Source organism: Rhizobium sp. BK602, from assembly GCF_014195095.1.
Classification (GTDB): domain Bacteria; phylum Pseudomonadota; class Alphaproteobacteria; order Rhizobiales; family Rhizobiaceae; genus Rhizobium.
Map to the genome: position 1 here is coordinate 273,983 of NZ_JACIBC010000008.1, position 18,872 is coordinate 292,854.

Genomic DNA, 18,872 nt, shown 5'->3' on the forward strand with positions numbered 1-18,872 from the left:
ATCGTTATCGGTGCAGGTGCGTTCGAAGCTGTATCATTTTGATATGGTTAATTTCCATTAGATATTTAATATCAATATTTTAGAGAAAATTCGGCCTTGTCCCGCGACTCGACATGCTTCCAATTCGCCTGTGGATATTAAGGGATCGTTTATGACCTTCTGGCATTGAGTTCTCTCAATCAAGCGATTGGTGTTTGCGTTAAAGAAGGCTTGACACGATGGACGACGATTTCTGGAAAGCTGTTCAGGAAAAAGAGCAGTCTTATTCCGCGTCGCGCAGGACGGGTGCGCTGAATATCGCCTTGCTGTTCGGCACGGCGGCTGTCGCGCTGTCGCTGATCCTGACGCCGATGCTTTCGGAGAAATCCAAGTCCGACGTGCTGGCCAGCGCGCCCGATATCGACACTATCTCCACCGGTTCCATTCCCCAGACCGAGAATGGCAAGCGTTACACCATCCGCCGCAGCGTGCTGCAGCAGGAGCCGGGTTCCGTTTGCATCGTTCAGGGCTATGGCGCCGACAACGGTTGCTGACCGTCGCACAGGTAAAGCAATCGGGTGCATGAAGACGCCGGATTCGCTCGTTTTCAAAGGCTGGGAGCTTGAAGCGTATGCGTTCCGTACGGCGTTTTTTCCATGACAAGACCGGCGCCACGGTCATCGAATATGGCCTGATCGTCGCGCTGATGTCGGTGGCGATCGTCAGTGGCGTCGGCGCTTTCGGCGGCAGCCTGTCGTCGATGTTCAACTATATCTCCAACACCATCGAGGACTCGCCGGCGTCCACCAACTGATGCCGTTACAGTCCGGCATTTGGCCGGATCGGCTCCGATCCGTTCACTGCTTCAGCTTGTGTTCCTCGACCTTGAGCGCATCGGCGAGCCGTGCCTTTGCCGAGCCCGGTCGCAGCGGCTTCTGCTGGCTTTCATGCGGCGTCCAGCCGGAGACGTAGATGATCGTGAAGGTCGCCCTTATCCTGCCGTCCGGATCGGAATAGCGTTCGGCGTAAAGTTCGGCCGCGCGCAGGAAGAAGGCGCGCGTCAGCGGCTTGCGGCTGCGGTCGGCAAGCGGATTGGTCATGCCCATGGCGCGCAGGTCGCGCATCAGCGCGAAGAGATTGTCGTAGCGCACCGTATAGGTCTCGGCGTCGATGACCGGCAGGGTGAAGCCGGCGCGCTGCAGAAGCCCGCCGACATCGCGGACGTCGGCAAAGGGAATGACGCGTGGGCTGGCGCCGCCGGTCAGCTCGATCTCGGTGGCGAGCAGCACGTCGCGCAGCTCCTGCAAGGTGCCGGAGCCGGGAATGGCGGCGAGAAACAGGCCGTCGGGCTGCAGCGCCCGGCGCACCTGGATGAACACGCCCGGCGTATCGTTGGTGACATGCAGGCTGAGCGGCGACAGCACGAGATTGACGGAGCCCGCTTCCAGCGGCAGCTCCTCCGCCGGTGCTGCGACCAGATCCTCGCCCGGCGCCGCGAAACCCGCTTCGCTCTCGATGCGCGTCATATGGCCGATCTTGCCGGTCGCGAGCGCGGCGCGCGCGGCAATACCCGTTGCCCCCTGCAGCTCCACCGCCTTGTCGAAGCGACGCTCGATGACGGCAAGCCTTTCGGCCAGTTCGTTCGCGGCGATCTCCAGCAGGAAGGCGGCGTTCCCGTCGCCCTGTTTCAGCGCCCGGCGCCTGCGTGCGGCAAGCAGCGATTGATCGAAGACGATTTCCATGGCGGTTTCCTGCAATATCATCCAGTCGGCGAGGCATCTCGGCCCGGCGCGTTTTCCCTTCGCAAAGCCTACGGGAAAAAGCCACTGCATAATCTTATCCTTAAATCGAAATCGATTTAAGGATAAGATTATGCAGCAGATTTAAAGTGCTACAGCGACCTTTGCGCGTCACATGTGACGTGCGGCGCTGTAGTGTCAATCACATGGGGTATATAGGGCGTTGCGGGGCATATGGGGATCGTGGGGCACGAAATCACGCTGTCGAGGCTGCGGGCCGGCTTGATCAGACCGTGGACCATGCTTGCCGATCTCGTCTATCCGCCCGCCTGTCCTGGCTGTGGCGTGTCGACGGGCGCGCATCGCGGTCTCTGCCCGATCTGCTGGTCCGGCATCCGCTTAATCGAGCGGCCCTATTGCGAGGTGCTCGGCAGCCCGTTTTCCCACGATCTCGGTTCGGGGATACTGAGCGCCGAGGCGATCGCCGATCCGCCTGTCTTCGACCGGCTGCGCTCCGCCGCCGTGCATGACGGGGTGGTGCGGGATCTCGTTCTCAATCTGAAATATCGCGACCGCACCGATCTGGCGCCGATGATGGCCGGCTGGATGCTGCGCGCCAGTGACGGCATGGTCGCCGCCTGCGATGCGATCGTTCCGGTACCGCTGCACCGCACGCGGCTGTTTTCGCGCAAATACAATCAGGCGGCCGAGCTTGCCCGGCATCTGGCCCGTCTCTCGGGCAAGCCGCTGCTGCCGGCGACCTTGCTGCGCAGCAAGCGGACGAGCCAGCAGGTCGGTCTCGGGGCGAGGGCGCGCCAGGACAATGTACGTGGTGCTTTTACGATCCCCGCGGCTCGCGCCGCCGATGTTTTCGGCCGCCGCATCGTGCTGGTCGATGACGTCTATACGACCGGCGCGACGGTATCGGCGGCCACGCGGGCGTTGAAAAAGGCCGGTGCGTCTGATGTGACCGTTTTGACCTTTGCAAGGGCAGTCGGCGAGCTTATATGACAGGTAACCTGTAATTTCCGGAGTGGATCATGGCATCCGTCGTCATCTATACGCGTGAATTCTGCGGCTATTGCGCCCGGGCGAAATCCCTGCTCGACGCCAAGGGTGTCGCCTATGTCGAGCACAATGCCACCTATTCCCCCGAGCTGCGCCAGGAGATGATCGCCAAGGCGAACGGCCGTTCGACCTTCCCGCAGATCTTCATCAATGGCGAGCATGTCGGCGGCTGCGACGACATCCATGCGCTCGACCGCGACGGCAAGCTCGACTCGCTGCTGGCCGCCTGAAAAGGTTTACCCTCGGAGAAGACGATGACCTTCAAAGCCGCCGCCATTCAGATGTGTTCCGGTGTCGATCCGGTGAAGAATGCCGCCGATATGACGCGGCTGGTCCGCGAGGCTGCCGCGCAGGGCGCGATCTATGTGCAGACGCCGGAAATGACCGGCGCGGTGCAGAAGGATCGGCCGGGTCTGCGCGCCGTGCTGCGCGACGAGGCCGGCGACATCATTGTCAAGACGGCGTCGGAGCTGGCGAAGGAGCTCGGCATCCATCTGCATGTCGGTTCGACGGCGATCGCGCTCGATGACGGCAAGATCGCCAATCGCGGATTCCTCTTTGGTCCCGATGGCAAGCTCATCAATCGCTATGACAAGATCCACATGTTCGACGTCGATCTCGACAATGGCGAGAGCTGGCGCGAAAGCGCCGTCTATCGTCCGGGTTCGGAGGCGCGCATCGCATCGCTGCCCTTTGCCGAGCTCGGTTTTGCCATCTGCTACGACGTGCGCTTCCCGCAGCTCTTCCGCGCCCAGGCCGTGGCCGGCGCCGAAGTGATGACGGTGCCTGCCGCCTTCACCCGGCAGACCGGCGAGGCGCATTGGGAGATCCTGCTGCGCGCCCGCGCCATCGAGAACGGTGTTTTCGTCATCGCCGCCGCCCAGGCCGGCAAGCATGAGGATGGCCGCGAGACCTTCGGCCATTCGATGATCATCGATCCCTGGGGCACGGTACTGGCGTCCGCCGGCGGCACCGGGGAGGCGGTCGTCATCGCCGAGATCGATGTCTCGGCGGTGAAATCGGCCCATGACAAGATTCCGAACCTGAAGAATGCGCGCGAATTTTCGCTGGAGAAGATCGCGACGCCGGCGTCTGGAGGCGTCGCCGCTTGATCCGCTATTCCCTGCGATGCGACAATGCCCATGAGTTCGAGGGCTGGTTTTCGGAAAGCGCCGATTTCGACCGGCAGGTCGCAAGCGGCTTTCTGACCTGTCCCGTCTGCAATTCCGGCACAATCTCCAAACTGCTGATGGCGCCGTCGGTGTCCACCGGCCGCAAGAAGGACGAGATGCAGACGCTTGCCATGAACGCCGCCCGCAAGGAGGCTATGGCCAAGCTCAAGGAAGCGGTCGATACCATCAAGGCGAATGCCGAGGATGTCGGCGCGAAATTCCCGGAAGAGGCCCGCAAGATCCATTACGGCGAGGCGGATGCGCGCGGGATCATCGGCAAGGCGACGCCGGACGAGGCACAGGCTCTGGTCGAAGAAGGCATCGAGATCGCCGCGATCCCGGTCCTGCCCGACGACATCAACTGATGCCGCGTGGCTGCAAACATCTCGCAATGTATAATTTCGGGTGAAACGGCTGGCCGCTGAGAATACGGCGGGACAGGGCGATCTATTGAAGCATGTGTCGGGGCTAAAGGTTTAAGCATTGCTGACACTTGCTAAACTGGTAGCCGCAGGCCTGCTTCAGCCGCCGGTTTTCCCTCGCAATATGCGTGGATAGTTCCGAGCACCGTGCAAGACACGCGATACATATATTGTCGTGTCTTCAATTTCATAGAAGATCAGATAGTTGCCATAGGGCCGCCGCCGAACGCTATTCAAATCTGGCATTGCGAGTTCCGCAAACGCGTACGGCATCTCGCCAAGCTCAAAGCACGCGTTATGAAGTTCGTCCATAAAGGATAACGCTCTTTCAGGATTATGCTTGGCGATTGCGCGGCCGATGGCGGTCAGATCATTATATGCGGCGTCAGAAATCGCGACTTTCATTTAGCGCGCAGTTTATCCAGACCAAGTTCCGCGCGAAGCTTAGCAAAAGCTTCGTCCAGCGGCATGACCCGACCTGCCTTGATATCCTCGCGTCCTACAGCCAAGGCGTCGGCGAGCTCCTGTTCTTGTCTTACCCGGTCGTCTTCATAACGTTCACGCAAAATGTTTTCTATGTATTCACTGCCCGACGCAAATGATCCGCGTTTAACTTCGTCGCGAACGAACTCTTCCAAATTCGGCTCCAAATTAATCACGATCTGTGCAGTCTTGCCCATGAATTGTCTCCATTCATAAGAACGCCAGGCATCCTACCATTATTTTTCCTGGCTTAGAAACTGCTCATTCGCCTCTCTTCGCCAGCAGCATGTAGTTCACATCCATGTCCTTCGACAGGTTCCAGCGGTCCTGCAGCGGCGAATAGAAGACGCCGGTGCGGGCGATGATGTCGAGGCCGCTGGCGGCGAGCGGTTTTTCGATCTCTTCCGGGCGCACGAGCTTTTCATATTGATGCGTGCCGCGCGGCAGCCAGCGCAGGACGTTTTCGGCGGCAAAGATGGCGAGTGCGGCCGCCTTCATCGTGCGGTTGATCGTGGCGACGAACATCAGGCCGCCGGGGCGCACCATCTTGGCGCAGGTCGTGAGGAAAAATTCGACGTCGGCGACATGTTCGACCACTTCCATGTTGAGCACGATATCGAAGGTCTCGCCGGCTTCGGCCAATTGCTCGGCAGTGACGGCGCGATAATCGACGGGAACGCCGGAGGCTTTGGCATGGGTGGAGGCGATGCCGATGTTCTTTTCGGATGGATCGGCGCCGACGACCGCGGCACCCATGCGCGCCACCGGTTCCGACAGCAATCCGCCGCCGCAGCCGATATCGAGCACGCGCAGGCCCTCCAGCGGCCGGGCGCTCTTCGGATCGCGGCCGAAATTCTCGCAGGCATGGTCGCGGATATAGGCGAGCCGCACAGGGTTGAACTTGTGCAACGGCTTGAATTTGCCGGTCGGGCTCCACCATTCCGCCGCCATGGCGGAAAAGCGATCCACTTCGCTCTGGTCGATCGTGCTTTTGGCCGCTTCGCTCATGGTCTCGCTCCTTGGTCTGCGCGACGCCACTTGCCTGAAGAGGCTCATGGACGACGCTTGCGTGGATTTGAAGTCGGACGATCGCTCGCCGATGTCAAGGGCCGGGGCAGGTTGAAAGCGTCGCAGCCGGCGGTGTTCCGCTGACGACTGGCGTGGACGGGGATCGTCGGCGCAGGCAGGATGCGACCCACGGCGCTCGCCGGCATGTCATAAAGTGGATTAAAATAATCAACTATTCGGCATGCATCTGCGCCATGCTATTGCACCCGCCTGCCAAACTCGCTAAGAGACGCCCCCATTGAGATCAAGCTTTTCCGGGCATTGGACCGGAGGGGCATTTTGCATGCCGGGCTCATCGCGTTTCGGCCGCCCGGCGTCGATACTGGTAGAGGCACATGGCACGCATCGTGATGAAATTCGGCGGGACTTCCGTCGCGGATCTGGACCGTATCAGGAATGTCGCACGCCATGTGAAACGCGAGGTCGACGCCGGCCATGAGGTCGCGGTCGTCGTCTCCGCCATGTCCGGCAAGACCAACGAGCTGGTCGGCTGGGTGCAGAATATGCCGAAGGTCGCCGGCGCAGATCATTCCATCTATGATGCGCGCGAATATGACGCCGTCGTCGCCTCCGGCGAGCAGGTGACCTCCGGTCTGCTGGCGATCGCGCTGCAGGCGATGGGCATCAATGCCCGCTCCTGGCAGGGCTGGCAGATTCCGATCCGCACCGACAATGCCCATGGCGCCGCCCGCATTCTCGAAATCGAGGGCGAGGACATCATCCGCCGCATGGGCGAGGGCCAGGTCGCCGTCATCGCCGGTTTCCAGGGGCTCGGCCCCGACAATCGCCTCTCGACGCTCGGCCGCGGCGGTTCGGACACCTCGGCCGTGGCGATCGCTGCCGCCGTCAAGGCGGACCGTTGCGATATCTATACCGATGTCGATGGCGTCTACACCACCGACCCGCGCATCGAGCCGAAGGCACGCCGCCTGAAGAAGATCGCCTTCGAGGAAATGCTCGAAATGGCCTCGCTCGGCGCCAAGGTATTGCAGGTGCGCTCGGTCGAGCTCGCCATGGTCTTTAAGGTCCGTACCTTCGTGCGCTCCTCATTTGAAGATCCCGATGCTCCGGGCATGGGCGATCTGTTGAACCCGCCCGGAACGCTGATTTGTGACGAGGAAGAAATCGTGGAACAGGAAGTAGTCACCGGCATCGCCTATGCCAAGGATGAAGCCCAGATCTCGCTGCGCCGTCTTGCCGACCGGCCGGGCGTCTCCGCCGCGATCTTCGGGCCGCTGGCCGAGAACCATATCAATGTCGACATGATCGTTCAGAACATCTCCGAGGATGGTTCCAAGACCGACATGACCTTCACGGTCCCGTCGGGCGATGTCGAAAAGGCGCTGCGCGTTCTCGGCGAGAACAAGGACAAGATCGGCTACGACGTCGCCCAGAGCGAATCAGGTCTCGTCAAGGTTTCGGTCATCGGCATCGGCATGCGTTCGCATGCCGGCGTGGCCGCGACCGCTTTCCGGGCACTTGCCGAAAAAGGCATCAACATCAAGGCTATTACGACGTCAGAAATCAAGATTTCCATCCTGATCGACGGCCCTTATGCGGAACTGGCAGTCAGGACTTTGCATTCCTGCTACGGTCTGGATAAGAGTTGATAAAGGACTGCTGACGACGGACCGCGACGGAGGTGAGTTTCGGCCGGCCCTGACGTGGGCAAGACTGGCGGCAATATCTTGATTTCGGGAGCTAGAGACGCAATGAGAGACCTATCCGGCGGTCCACGCGTTCTGCTCAAGCGGCTGCGCGAATTGATGGCGGAGCCGCTGGAGCCGCAGGAGCGCCTTGACCGGATCGTCCGCCAGATCGCCAGCAACATGGTCGCGGAAGTCTGCTCGGTCTACGTGCTGCGCGCCGACGGCGTGCTCGAGCTCTACGCCACCGAAGGCCTGAACAAGGAAGCCGTCCACCTGTCGCAGCTGAAGATGGGCCAGGGTCTGGTCGGCACGATCGCCGCTTCCGCCCAGCCGCTCAATCTGTCCGACGCACAGTCGCATCCCGCCTTCCGCTACCTGCCGGAAACCGGCGAAGAGGTCTACCACTCCTTCCTCGGCGTGCCGATCCTGCGCACCGGCCGCTCGCTCGGCGTTCTCGTCGTGCAGAACAAGGCGAGCCGCAATTATCGCGAGGAGGAGCTGGAGGCGCTCGAGACGACGGCGATGGTGCTCGCCGAGATGATCGCCACCGGCGAGCTGAAGAAGATCACCAAGCCAGGCCTCGAACTCGACCTCACCCGCTCGGTCACCATCGACGGCGACAGCTACAATGAGGGCATCGGCCTCGGCTATGTCGTGCTGCACGAGCCGCGCATCGTCGTCACCAATCTTCTGAACGAGGATACCGAGAAGGAAATCGGCCGGCTGGCGGAGGCGTTGGGTTCGCTGCGCATTTCCATCGACGACATGCTGTCGCGCCGCGACGTTTCCATGGAAGGCGAACACCGGGAGGTTCTGGAAACCTACCGCATGTTCGCCCACGATCAGGGCTGGGTGCGCAAGCTGGAAGAGGCGATCCGCAACGGCCTGACCGCGGAAGCGGCGGTCGAGAAGGTGCAGAGCGACACCAAGGCGCGGATGATGCGCCTGACCGATCCCTATCTGCGCGAGCGGATGCACGACTTCGAGGATCTGGCGAACCGGCTGCTCCGGCAGCTCACCGGCTATTCCGGCCGTACGGCCGCCGACGGCTTTCCGAACGATGCGGTGATTTTCGCGCGCGCCATGGGTGCGGCGGAGCTCCTTGACTATCCCCGCGCCAATATTCGTGGCCTCGTGCTGGAAGAGGGCGCGGTCACCAGCCATGTCGTCATCGTCGCGCGCGCCATGGGTATTCCGGTCGTCGGTCAGGCGGCGGGTGTCGTGGCGCTGGCCGAAAACGGCGATTCCGTCATCATCGACGGCGACGGCGGGCATGTTCATCTGCGGCCAATGGCCGATCACCAGCGTTCCTATGAAGAAAAGGTGCGTTTCCGCGCCCGCCGGCAGGAACAGTTCCGCGCGCTGCGTTCGGTCGAACCGGTCACCAAGGACGGGCAGCGCATTTCTCTGATGATGAATGCCGGCTTGCTGGTCGACCTGCCGCAGCTGGCCGAATCCGGCGCGGAAGGCATCGGGCTGTTCCGCACCGAGCTGCAATTCATGATCGCCTCGACCATGCCGAAGGCCGAGGAGCAGGAAGCCTTCTACCGCAACGTCATGAAGCAGGCGGGTAGCCGCATCGTCACCTTCCGGACGCTCGATATCGGCGGCGACAAGGTCGTGCCCTACTTCCGTGCCCACGAGGAAGAGAACCCGGCGCTTGGCTGGCGTGCCATCCGCCTGTCGCTCGATCGGCCCGGCCTGTTGCGCACGCAGCTGCGCGCCATGTTGAAGGCGGCGGCCGATGGCGAATTGAAGATGATGGTGCCGATGGTCACGGAGGTCTCCGAGATCGCGGCGGTGCGCGAGCTTCTGCAAAAGGAAGTGCAGCATCTGTCGCGCTTCGGCCATGCCCTGCCGCGCAAGCTGCAGTTCGGCGCCATGCTGGAAGTGCCGGCGCTGCTCTGGCAGCTCGACGAGCTGATGGCGGCCGTCGATTTCGTCTCGGTTGGCTCCAACGATCTCTTCCAGTTCTCGATGGCGGTCGATCGCGGCAATGCGCGCGTGTCGGATCGCTTCGATCCGCTTGGTCGCCCGTTCCTGCGCATCCTGCGCGATATCGTGCGGGCCGGCGACCGCAACAAGACGCCGGTGACGCTGTGCGGCGAGCTCGCCGGCAAGACGATTTCGGCGATGGCGCTGCTCGGCCTCGGCTTCCGTTCCGTGTCGATGTCGCCGGCGTCCATCGGCCCGGTGAAGGCGATGCTGCTCGGCCTCGACCTGCAGGCCCTGTCGAAGGTCATGGACGAGGCGCTGGACGATACCCGCCCGACGGCCTCGATGCGCGAAATCCTTGCCGGTTTCGCCGAAAGCCACAATATTCCCCTTTAGAACAACAAGCATAAGAGAATTGGAGCCAAGGGTGGCGAAGCTTCCCGTTGAAAAAATGCGCGAGCTGGAGCGCCGTTTCGGCGAGATCGAAGCGCGCATGTCCGCCGGTCCGTCGGCGGATGTCTATGTGAAGCTCGCTTCCGAATATTCCGAATTGCAGCCGGTCGTCACCAAGATCCGCGACTACGAGAAGGCAATCGCGGAAGCTGCCGATCTGGAGACGATGCTTGCCGACAGGTCCGTCGATCGCGAGATGCGCGAGCTGGCCGAAATGGAGCTGCCGGACGTCAAGGCGCGGATCGAGACGCTGGAGCAGGACATCCAGATCCTGCTGCTGCCGAAGGATGCCGCCGACGAGAAGAGCGCGATCCTCGAAATCCGTGCCGGCACCGGCGGCTCGGAAGCGGCTCTCTTCGCCGGCGATCTTTTCCGCATGTACGAGCGCTTTGCCGCGAACAATGGCTGGAAGGTCGAAATTCTCTCCAGCAGCGAAGGCGAAGCCGGCGGCTACAAGGAAATCATCGCGACGATCAGCGGCAAGGGCGTGTTCTCGCGGCTGAAATTCGAATCCGGCGTGCATCGCGTGCAGCGCGTGCCGGAAACCGAGGCGGGCGGGCGTATCCACACATCGGCGGCGACCGTCGCCGTTCTGCCGGAGGCCGAGGAGATAGATATCGAAATCCGGCCCGAGGATATCCGCATCGACACCATGCGTTCCTCCGGCGCCGGCGGCCAGCACGTCAACACGACGGACTCGGCGGTGCGCATCACCCATCTTCCCTCCGGGATCGTGGTGACGAGCTCGGAAAAATCGCAGCACCAGAACCGCGCCAAGGCGATGCAGGTGCTGCGTTCGCGCCTCTTCGACATGGAGCGCCAGCGCGCCGACAGCGAACGCTCCGCCGACCGCAAGAGCCAGGTCGGCTCCGGCGACCGTTCCGAGCGCATCCGAACCTATAATTTCCCGCAGGGCCGTGTCACCGATCATCGCATCAACCTGACACTCTACAAGCTCGACCGGATGATCGAGGGCGAGATCGACGAAGTGGTCGATGCGCTGCTGGCGGATTATCAGGCGAGCCAGCTCGCCCAGCTTGGCGAACAGGCATGAGTAGCGGGCAAGGGGCAACCGTCGCTGGATTGTTCCAGGAGGTCCGCGCCCGCTTCACTGACGCCGATCTCGACGATCCCGCCACCGAGGCGCGCATCCTGGTCGGCGGCCTGCTTCATCTTTCGACGACCGAACTGGTCACGCGCGGCGTCGAGGCGGTGACGGCGGATCGTGCCGAGGTGGTGCGAGCCGCGATCGCCCGCCGGCTCAACCACGAGCCGGTGCATCGCATTCTCGGCGAACGGGAGTTCTACGGCCTGCCTTTCAGCCTGTCGCCCGCGACGCTGGAACCACGGCCGGATACGGAAATCCTTGTCGATACCGTGCTGCCCCATGCCCGGCATCTTGTATCGGCGCATGGCCATATCCATATATTGGACATCGGAACGGGCACCGGGGCGATCTGCCTCGCCTTGCTCCACGAATGTCCCCAGGCGAAGGGCATCGGTTCCGATATTTCCGGCGAAGCTTTGGAAACGGCGCGGGCGAATGCGGTGCGCAACGGCTTGGACGCCCGGTTTGAAACCATACAGGGAAGCTGGTTTGACGCCATCCACGGCCGATTTCACGTGATTGTCTCAAATCCGCCCTATATTGAGTCCAATGTCATTTCCACTCTCGCTCCAGAAGTAAAGAATTTCGACCCTCCGGCAGCTTTGGACGGTGGCCTCGATGGACTGGATGCTTATAGGGCGATCGCAAAGGACGCGGCGCAATTTCTGCACAAGGATGGTGTCGTAGGAGTAGAGATCGGCTACGATCAACGCGAAACGGTGACTTCTGTTTTTGAAGGAGCAGGTTTTTTCCTTATTGAAGCAGCCCGGGATTACGGACGCAACGACCGGGTTCTTGTGTTTAAACATCATCGCTAACGTGACAATTTGCAGCAGGTTCGTGGGGCCTTGTTGTTATTACGAAGAAAAGGCTTGGATTTCCTGAGGAAGCAATATAGGTTGCGCTCACGCGTTGGGCGGCTGGGAATAGGCGAGACGATTCGCCTGTCTTGGACAGCCTCGGGGATTCGCTCTCTGACAAGAGTGTAGAAGGTTGAAGATAACCCAATGCGTGATCAGTTAATCTGACGTAGTCGAGCGGCAGACGAGCGCTAAGGCGCAGTTTGCTTGCGGCACGCAGGCCCTGGCTTGGAACGTTCCGGCCGCGGCGGCAGGTGCCGTGTATAATTCATCCCAACTAAGAGAATTCAGGTGAAGGATCTATGAGGCCAGGACAGCAGAATAAGCGCGGTCGGGGGCGTGGTAACAACAACGGCGGCGGCGGCGGAAATAACAATAACAATAATTTCAACCGCAAGGGCTCAAACCCGCTGACCAGGACTTACGACAGCTCCGGTCCCGATGTGAAAATCCGCGGAACCGCGCAGCACATCGCCGAGAAGTACGCAGCACTTGCCCGCGACGCGCAGAGCTCCGGCGACCGGGTCATGGCTGAAAACTACCTTCAGCACGCCGAACATTACAACCGGATCATTGCCAGCGCCCAGGCGCAGATGCAGGAGCGCTATCAGCGCGACGAACAGCACCACGCCCATGATCGCGACAATGCCGACCGTGACATCGACGACATGGATGCGAACGAGATGGACGACCAGCCGCAGATGGCTCCGCGTCCCGTACGTGTCCAGGCTCCGGTCGCGGTTGCCGCGCCGGAACCCGAGGTTATCGATGGCACCGGCCCGCAGCCGGTGATCGAAGGCATTCCGGCCGAAGTCGCGATCGAGGAAGAAACGCCCGCCGTCGCTTCCGGCGAACGCCAGCCCCGCCGCCGCAATGCCGGCAGCCGTCCCCGCCGCCAGCCGCGTCGCAGCGCCGATGCCGAGGGCCAAGGCGAAGGCACTCCGGGCGAGGCGCCCGCGCTGGTGGACGTGGCTTCGGAATAAAGACGGTTTGGATGCGGGATTTCGCGGCAAACGCGGAACTTCGTCCCGTTCTGACAAAACCCCGGTTCGCGCCGGGGTTTTTTCGTTTCCGGCGCTCTTTAAACTTTTCAAATCCCCTCCCATATTCTCCGCAGTTGCCTTGCCGCAAATCCCAATCGGCGGCGGGCGGGGTCTGCCTTTTCAGGGGGCTCAATCTCAATCATCGGCCTGCGCCAAATTGGGCAGGGCGATCCATGGAGGTCTGATATGAATATTGAAAAATACTCCGAGCGCGTGCGCGGCTTTTTGCAGTCCGCGCAGACCAATGCGTTGGCGCAAGGAAACCAGCAATTTACGCCCGAACATGTGCTGAAGGTGCTTCTGGACGACGACCAGGGCATGGCCGCTTCGCTGATCGAACGCGCCGGCGGCGATGCCAAGGCCGCGCGGCTTGCCAATGATGCCGCCCTCGCCAAGCTGCCGAAAGTCTCCGGCGGCGACGGCCAGGTCTATCTGTCGCAGCCGCTTGCCAAGGTCTTCACCACCGCCGAGGACGCCGCCAAGAAGGCTGGCGACAGTTTCGTCACCGTCGAACGCCTGTTGCAGGCGCTCGCGATCGAGCCGTCCGCATCGACGTCCGCCACGCTGAAGAAGGCCGGCGTTACGCCCGTCGCGCTCAATCAGGTCATCAACGATATCCGCAAGGGCCGTACCGCCGACTCTTCCAATGCGGAACAGGGCTTCGATTCCCTGAAGAAATATGCCCGCGATCTCACCGCCGAGGCCCGTGAAGGCAAGCTCGATCCGGTCATTGGCCGCGACGATGAAATCCGCCGCACCATCCAGGTCCTGTCGCGCCGCACCAAGAACAATCCCGTGCTCATCGGCGAGCCCGGCGTCGGCAAGACGGCGATCGTCGAAGGGCTGGCGCTGCGCATCGTCAATGGCGACGTGCCGGAGTCGCTGAAGGACAAGAAGCTGATGGCGCTCGACATGGGCGCCCTGATCGCCGGCGCGAAATTCCGCGGCGAGTTCGAAGAGCGGTTGAAGGCCGTGCTCAACGAAGTGCAGTCCGAAAACGGCGAGATCATCCTGTTCATCGACGAGATGCACACGCTGGTCGGTGCCGGCAAGGCCGATGGCGCCATGGATGCGTCCAATCTCCTGAAGCCCGCGCTTGCCCGCGGCGAGCTGCATTGCGTCGGCGCGACCACGCTCGACGAATACCGCAAGCATGTCGAGAAGGACCCGGCCCTTGCCCGCCGTTTCCAGCCCGTCATGGTCGAGGAGCCGACGGTCGAGGATACGATCTCGATCCTGCGCGGACTGAAGGAGAAATACGAGCAGCACCACAAGGTCCGCATCGCCGATGCCGCCCTGGTGGCCGCGGCGACCTTGTCGAACCGCTACATTACCGACCGCTTCCTGCCGGACAAGGCCATCGACCTGATGGACGAGGCCGCCGCCCGCCTGCGCATGCAGGTGGATTCCAAGCCGGAAGAGCTCGATGAACTGGATCGCCGCATCATCCAGCTGAAGATCGAGCGCGAGGCGCTGAAGAAGGAAACCGACCAGGCCTCGGCCGACCGGCTGAAGCGGCTGGAAACCGAGCTCGCCTCGCTGGAAGAGGAGGCCGATGCGCTGACGGCGCGCTGGCAGGCCGAAAAGCAGAAGCTCGGTCTGGCCGCCGACCTGAAGAAGCAGCTCGACGATGCTCGTAACGAGTTGGCGATCGCCCAGCGCAAGGGTGAATTCCAGCGCGCCGGCGAGCTTGCCTATGGCGTGATCCCCAATCTGGAGAAGGACCTCCAGGCTGCCGAAGAGCAGGATGGCGCCCGCGATTCCATGGTTCAGGAAGTCGTCACCGCCGACAACATCGCCCAGGTGGTCTCCCGCTGGACCGGCATTCCCGTGGACAAGATGCTGGAAGGCGAGCGCGACAAGCTGCTGAGGATGGAGGACGAACTCGCGAAATGGGTCGTCGGCCAGGGTGATGCCGTCCAGGCGGTGTCGCGCGCCGTTCGCCGCTCGCGTGCCGGCCTGCAGGACCCGAACCGGCCGATCGGTTCGTTCATCTTCCTCGGTCCGACCGGCGTCGGCAAGACGGAGCTGACCAAGGCGCTTGCACGTTTCCTCTTCGACGACGACACGGCAATGGTGCGCATCGACATGTCGGAATACATGGAGAAGCATTCCGTGGCCCGGCTGATCGGTGCCCCTCCCGGCTATGTCGGCTATGAGGAAGGCGGCGCGCTGACCGAAGCCGTTCGCCGCCGGCCCTATCAGGTCGTGCTGTTCGACGAGATCGAGAAGGCGCATCCGGATGTCTTCAACATCCTGCTCCAGGTTCTGGACGATGGACGTCTGACGGACGGGCAGGGCCGCACGGTCGACTTCCGCAACACGATGATCATCATGACCTCGAATTTGGGTGCGGAATATCTGACCCAGCTGAAGGACGGCGATGACAGCGATCTGGTGCGCGAGCAGGTGATGGAGGTGGTTCGGAGCCATTTCCGGCCGGAATTCCTCAACCGCGTCGACGAGATCATCCTCTTCCATCGCCTGAAGCGCGAGGAGATGGGGGCGATCGTCGATATCCAGCTCGAGCGGCTGCTGAAGCTCCTCTCCGAGCGCAAGATCACGCTCGAACTCGACGAGGATGCCCGCAACTGGCTCGCCAACAAGGGTTACGATCCGGTCTATGGCGCAAGGCCGCTGAAGCGGGTGATCCAGAAATATGTTCAGGACCCGCTCGCCGAGCAGATCCTCTCCGGCCAGGTGCCGGACGGGTCGCGCGTGGTGGTCACCAGCGGTTCCGACCGGCTGCTGTTCCGTCCGCGCGCGGCGGTCAACGAAGCGGCTTGATCGGCCTCAGAACCTGACTGCATCGGATGGCGGCCTTCGGGCCGCCATTTTCGTTATGGGGGCGGGCGGACCCCGCCTTGCCACCGCCATCCGCTTCTGTGATGCTGCGAAGGCCTTGAAGAATCATGCGGGAGCGGGATGATGCTGGTCATTTTCGGAGGTCTGCCAGGCAGCGGTAAGACCACGGTTGCGCAGGCCTTGGCGAAGCGGTTGAAGGGTGTGTATGTCCGGGTCGATACGATCGAGCAGGCGCTGCGAAATTCCGATGTTCTGAAAGCGGATGAGGGACCCGCCGGCTATGTGATTGCCTATGGCGTCGCCGAGGACAATCTCAAGCTGGGGCAGACGGTTGTCGCGGATTCGGTCAATTCCATCCGCATTACGCGCGATGCCTGGCTGTCGGTCGCAAAGCGGGCCGGCACGCGCGCGGTGGAAGTGGAAGTCGTCTGTTCGGACAGGATCGAGCACCGCCGGCGTGCTGAAACGCGCGCGACCGATGTCGAAGGTCTCGTCAAGCCGACATGGGACGAGATCGTCAACCGGACCTATGAGGATTGGGGAACCCGTCCGATCGTCGTCGATACCGCGCACAGGGCCGTGGATGACCTCGTCGCCGAGCTGGCGATCCGGTTGGAGCGTGCTCAATCGTGAACCTGCGCTTGTCCGGTCATCCGGGCGGGCTGCGCGTCAGTCCTTGCTGGCGACCTGCTTTGCCTTCTCGTCGGTCAACAGCGCATCGATGCGCTTGCGCTCGTCCTGGAACTTGGCGAGCGCCACGCCGTCCAGCGTCTTGCCGCCGGGCAGGCGGATGCGGAGCGGATCGACCTTGGTGCCGTTGACGATCAGCTCGTAATGCAGATGCGGCCCTGTCGCGAGGCCGGTCGAGCCGATGAAGCCGATGACCTGCCCCTGCACCACCTTGGCGCCGGGCACCACGCCCTTGGCGATGGCGCTCTGATGGTTGTAGGAGGAGACATAGCCGTTGGCATGGCGGATCAGCGTCTGGTTGCCGAAGCCGCCGGAATCCCAGCCGGCCTTCTCGACGATACCGTTGCCGGCGGCGATGATCGGCGTGCCGCGCGGCGCCGACCAGTCGACGCCGGTATGCATGCGCGCGAAGCCGAGGATCGGATGGCGGCGCATGCCGAAGCCGGATTTGAAGACGCCGGTCGGCACCGGATTGCGCAGCAGGAACTGCCGGATGCTCTTGCCGCTTTCGTCGAAATAGTCGATCGAATGATCGTCCGGATCCTCGAAGCGGTAGAAGCGCGTGACGGTGTCGCCGAACTTGGCATTGACGTAGAGCAGATCGGAATCCGCGGTCGCCTGGCCGTTGTCATCGGTCACCGAGAAGAAGGCTTCCAGCGAATCCGTCGGCTTGAGCTGCGCCTGGAAATCGACATTGCTGGCGAGCAGCTTGACGACCTGGGCCACCATTTCCTTGGACATGCCATAGGAGAGGGCGGCGCGATAGATGCCGTCATAGACGCTCGGCAGGTCACGGCCGGCGGCGACGGCGGGTGCGTCATTGTCAAAGGCTGTGGCGATGGCGTCGAGCATCGGCGGCTCGCTGCCGGCGACGAAATCGCCGCGGTCGTTCTGCGCGATGGTCAGCATATGCTTGGTGCCGCGATAGATGCTGGCGCGGATGATCTTGGCCTGTTCGCCCTTCTGCAGGATGCCCATGCGCAGCACGTCGCCGCGCGACAGGCCGGATACGCCGAAAAGCGACTGGATCCTCGCCGCGATGTCGTCGGCATCGGCCTTCAGATAGCCGGCATTGGCAAGCGCCGTCGTGATCGTGGTATTTTCGCGCACGGGGATGATGTCGTCGGCGAATTCCTGCGTCTGCGCCGTCACCGCTTCAGGTGCGGCGACCGACATGTTTTCCTCGACGATGCGTGCGGCAAGCCCGGCGGTCAGGTCGACATCGGCATCGTCGGTGGCGAAACGGCGCGGATCGACATAGTAGAGCGCCGAAAGCTGGGTGTTGCTGTCGGCCAGCACGGAGCCGTTGGAGCGGACGTTCTCCTCGACCTCGTCGAGCGTCATCGAGCCCGCCAGGGGAAATGGCATATCCTTCGTGGGAAAGGCGATGGTCTTGAGACTGACCTCGGATTCGACGTCGGAACCATAGATCGCGCCGGTGCGGTTGGCCGGCGGCGGGATATTGTCGTCTGTGGAAAAGATCGCCAGCGGGTCGAAGGCCGGATAGCTTTCGTTCGCGACGCGATTGGTGGCGAGCGCGATCTTCACATGCGCGAAGGGCTGGCGTCGCACCACTTCCTTGTCGCCGTCGCGCACGACGGTCGAAACCTCCAGGATCGAGCGGTCGGACGGCTTCGAGGAGATTGCGGTGGAGACGAGGCGACCGCCGCGCACGACCTGGTCCTCGGTGCTGTCATGCTTGCCGCTGTCCGTGGTGGCATAGGCTTCCGCGGGAATGGCGAGCTGCTGGCGCCCGTCGAGCGCTGCAAACAGGGCGACGCCCATCAATATGCTGGAGGTGATGCCGGTGAGAAAGGTGCCCGAAAGCCAGCGCAGGGAAACTTCGCGCCGATCCGGCGCCCGCCTGCCATCGGCCAGGATTGGCGGCTCGTTGCCGAGCGATCGGAGCATCATCTTGTCCGTCATCATGCCAATCGAGATCCGGTTCCTTTATGCGAGCCCTATGGCTGGGGGCGAAGATGTGCATATTTATGACGAAAGAGTCAAATCCACCGCATCTTGCTTATGGGAGTGTTTCGGTGGGCGGGGCCCTGGTTCGGAGTAAGGCATGGTCGCTATCTGGTGTCCGTGAAGCCGGATTCAAGGCGGTCGTTGGCATTGCATATGTTCCCGTGCCTGTCCCGGCGGCAGCGCCGGCACGCTGTGATGGCATAATCGGCGGTTTTCGTGCCCTTTTTAGGCGCATTCCGGTCGATTTCATAAATTCATCATGAGAATCAATCATTTGTCGGTTTTTTGATTTTTTTCAAAATCGGCTGTTGACTTGGAAAAGGGGTTAGCCGTATAAGCCGTCTCACTGAACGAGGGCGGCGGCGCTGCTGGCGACGACGACTTTCGCTCTAGTGTTTCCTGAAGAATTGGCTTTGCTGCTGATTGG

18 protein-coding genes are annotated in these 18,872 nt (G+C 62.0%); 13 read left to right on the forward strand and 5 right to left on the reverse strand.

What is annotated here, in order from left to right; translation table 11 throughout:
- The first annotated feature begins 218 nt into the window (after window positions 1–218).
- The gene (locus tag FHX11_RS24750) at window positions 219–533 is read left to right on the forward strand and encodes a hypothetical protein (RefSeq protein ID WP_184362323.1); all 315 of its coding nucleotides are present in this window, start codon (window positions 219–221) and stop codon (window positions 531–533) included.
- A gap of 77 nt (window positions 534–610) precedes the next feature.
- The gene (locus FHX11_RS24755; RefSeq protein ID WP_184362325.1) at window positions 611–793 is read left to right on the forward strand and encodes a Flp family type IVb pilin; all 183 of its coding nucleotides are present in this window, start codon (window positions 611–613) and stop codon (window positions 791–793) included.
- A gap of 43 nt (window positions 794–836) precedes the next feature.
- On the opposite strand, the gene FHX11_RS24760 is transcribed toward FHX11_RS24755, so the two are convergent.
- Window positions 837–1,721: a methyltransferase domain-containing protein gene (locus FHX11_RS24760; RefSeq protein WP_184362406.1), complete on the reverse strand. Its 885-nt coding sequence runs from the start codon at window positions 1,719–1,721 to the stop codon at window positions 837–839.
- Window positions 1,722–1,952: 231 nt separating this feature from the next.
- Here FHX11_RS24760 and FHX11_RS24765 point away from each other — a divergent pair, with 231 nt between their 5' ends.
- Genes FHX11_RS24765 through FHX11_RS24780 form a run of 4 tightly spaced genes read left to right on the forward strand, consistent with a single transcriptional unit; the run spans window position 1,953 to window position 4,323 of the window.
- Window positions 1,953–2,729 carry a ComF family protein gene (locus FHX11_RS24765; protein ID WP_184362327.1) on the forward strand — a complete coding sequence of 259 codons (777 nt, stop codon included), beginning with the start codon at window positions 1,953–1,955 and terminating at the stop codon, window positions 2,727–2,729.
- A gap of 29 nt (window positions 2,730–2,758) precedes the next feature.
- Window positions 2,759–3,016, forward strand: a complete 258-nt coding sequence (gene grxC, locus FHX11_RS24770) for a glutaredoxin 3 (RefSeq protein ID WP_184362329.1) — start codon at window positions 2,759–2,761, stop codon at window positions 3,014–3,016.
- Window positions 3,017–3,040: 24 nt separating this feature from the next.
- On the forward strand, window positions 3,041–3,898 hold the full coding sequence (locus tag FHX11_RS24775) for a carbon-nitrogen hydrolase family protein (protein ID WP_184362331.1): 858 nt from the start codon (window positions 3,041–3,043) through the stop codon (window positions 3,896–3,898).
- Window positions 3,895–4,323 carry a DUF1178 family protein gene (locus FHX11_RS24780; protein ID WP_184362333.1) on the forward strand — a complete coding sequence of 143 codons (429 nt, stop codon included), beginning with the start codon at window positions 3,895–3,897 and terminating at the stop codon, window positions 4,321–4,323. The genes FHX11_RS24775 and FHX11_RS24780 overlap by 4 nt, the downstream gene beginning before the upstream one ends.
- 156 nt (window positions 4,324–4,479) lie before the next feature.
- Here the strand turns inward: FHX11_RS24780 and FHX11_RS24785 are convergent, their stop codons facing one another.
- The 3 genes from FHX11_RS24785 to ubiG form a co-directional block, all read right to left on the reverse strand.
- Window positions 4,480–4,785, reverse strand: coding sequence for a type II toxin-antitoxin system RelE/ParE family toxin (locus FHX11_RS24785; RefSeq protein ID WP_184362336.1), 306 nt, complete (start codon window positions 4,783–4,785; stop codon window positions 4,480–4,482).
- Window positions 4,782–5,060: a type II toxin-antitoxin system ParD family antitoxin gene (locus FHX11_RS24790; RefSeq protein ID WP_184362339.1), complete on the reverse strand. Its 279-nt coding sequence runs from the start codon at window positions 5,058–5,060 to the stop codon at window positions 4,782–4,784. Before FHX11_RS24790 ends, FHX11_RS24785 begins: the two co-directional genes overlap by 4 nt.
- Before the next feature lie 64 nt (window positions 5,061–5,124).
- Window positions 5,125–5,871 (reverse strand): bifunctional 2-polyprenyl-6-hydroxyphenol methylase/3-demethylubiquinol 3-O-methyltransferase UbiG, encoded by a 747-nt coding sequence (ubiG, locus tag FHX11_RS24795; protein WP_184362342.1) that lies wholly within the window; start codon window positions 5,869–5,871, stop codon window positions 5,125–5,127.
- 395 nt (window positions 5,872–6,266) lie between these two features.
- On the opposite strand from ubiG, the gene FHX11_RS24800 reads away from it, so the two are divergent.
- The 7 genes from FHX11_RS24800 (at window position 6,267) to FHX11_RS24830 (ending at window position 16,417) form a co-directional block, all read left to right on the forward strand.
- Window positions 6,267–7,541, forward strand: a complete 1,275-nt coding sequence (locus FHX11_RS24800) for an aspartate kinase (RefSeq protein WP_184362345.1) — start codon at window positions 6,267–6,269, stop codon at window positions 7,539–7,541.
- Between the two features lie 102 nt (window positions 7,542–7,643).
- Window positions 7,644–9,911, forward strand: a complete 2,268-nt coding sequence (gene ptsP / locus FHX11_RS24805; protein WP_184362348.1) for a phosphoenolpyruvate--protein phosphotransferase — start codon at window positions 7,644–7,646, stop codon at window positions 9,909–9,911.
- Window positions 9,912–9,942: 31 nt separating this feature from the next.
- The gene (gene prfA, locus FHX11_RS24810) at window positions 9,943–11,022 is read left to right on the forward strand and encodes a peptide chain release factor 1 (protein WP_184362350.1); all 1,080 of its coding nucleotides are present in this window, start codon (window positions 9,943–9,945) and stop codon (window positions 11,020–11,022) included.
- A complete protein-coding gene (prmC, locus tag FHX11_RS24815; protein WP_184362353.1) occupies window positions 11,019–11,894 on the forward strand; it encodes a peptide chain release factor N(5)-glutamine methyltransferase in 876 nt (291 codons plus the stop codon). The genes prfA and prmC overlap by 4 nt, the downstream gene beginning before the upstream one ends.
- Before the next feature lie 344 nt (window positions 11,895–12,238).
- The gene (locus tag FHX11_RS24820; RefSeq protein ID WP_184362356.1) at window positions 12,239–12,919 is read left to right on the forward strand and encodes a DUF4167 domain-containing protein; all 681 of its coding nucleotides are present in this window, start codon (window positions 12,239–12,241) and stop codon (window positions 12,917–12,919) included.
- Between the two features lie 246 nt (window positions 12,920–13,165).
- Window positions 13,166–15,766, forward strand: coding sequence for an ATP-dependent chaperone ClpB (gene clpB, locus FHX11_RS24825; RefSeq protein ID WP_184362358.1), 2,601 nt, complete (start codon window positions 13,166–13,168; stop codon window positions 15,764–15,766).
- 141 nt (window positions 15,767–15,907) lie between these two features.
- Window positions 15,908–16,417, forward strand: coding sequence for an AAA family ATPase (locus FHX11_RS24830; RefSeq protein ID WP_184362409.1), 510 nt, complete (start codon window positions 15,908–15,910; stop codon window positions 16,415–16,417).
- A 36-nt stretch (window positions 16,418–16,453) separates the two neighbouring features.
- Here the strand turns inward: FHX11_RS24830 and FHX11_RS24835 are convergent, their stop codons facing one another.
- The gene (locus tag FHX11_RS24835) at window positions 16,454–18,403 is read right to left on the reverse strand and encodes a M23 family metallopeptidase (protein ID WP_184362360.1); all 1,950 of its coding nucleotides are present in this window, start codon (window positions 18,401–18,403) and stop codon (window positions 16,454–16,456) included.
- Window positions 18,404–18,872: the final 469 nt, after the last annotated feature.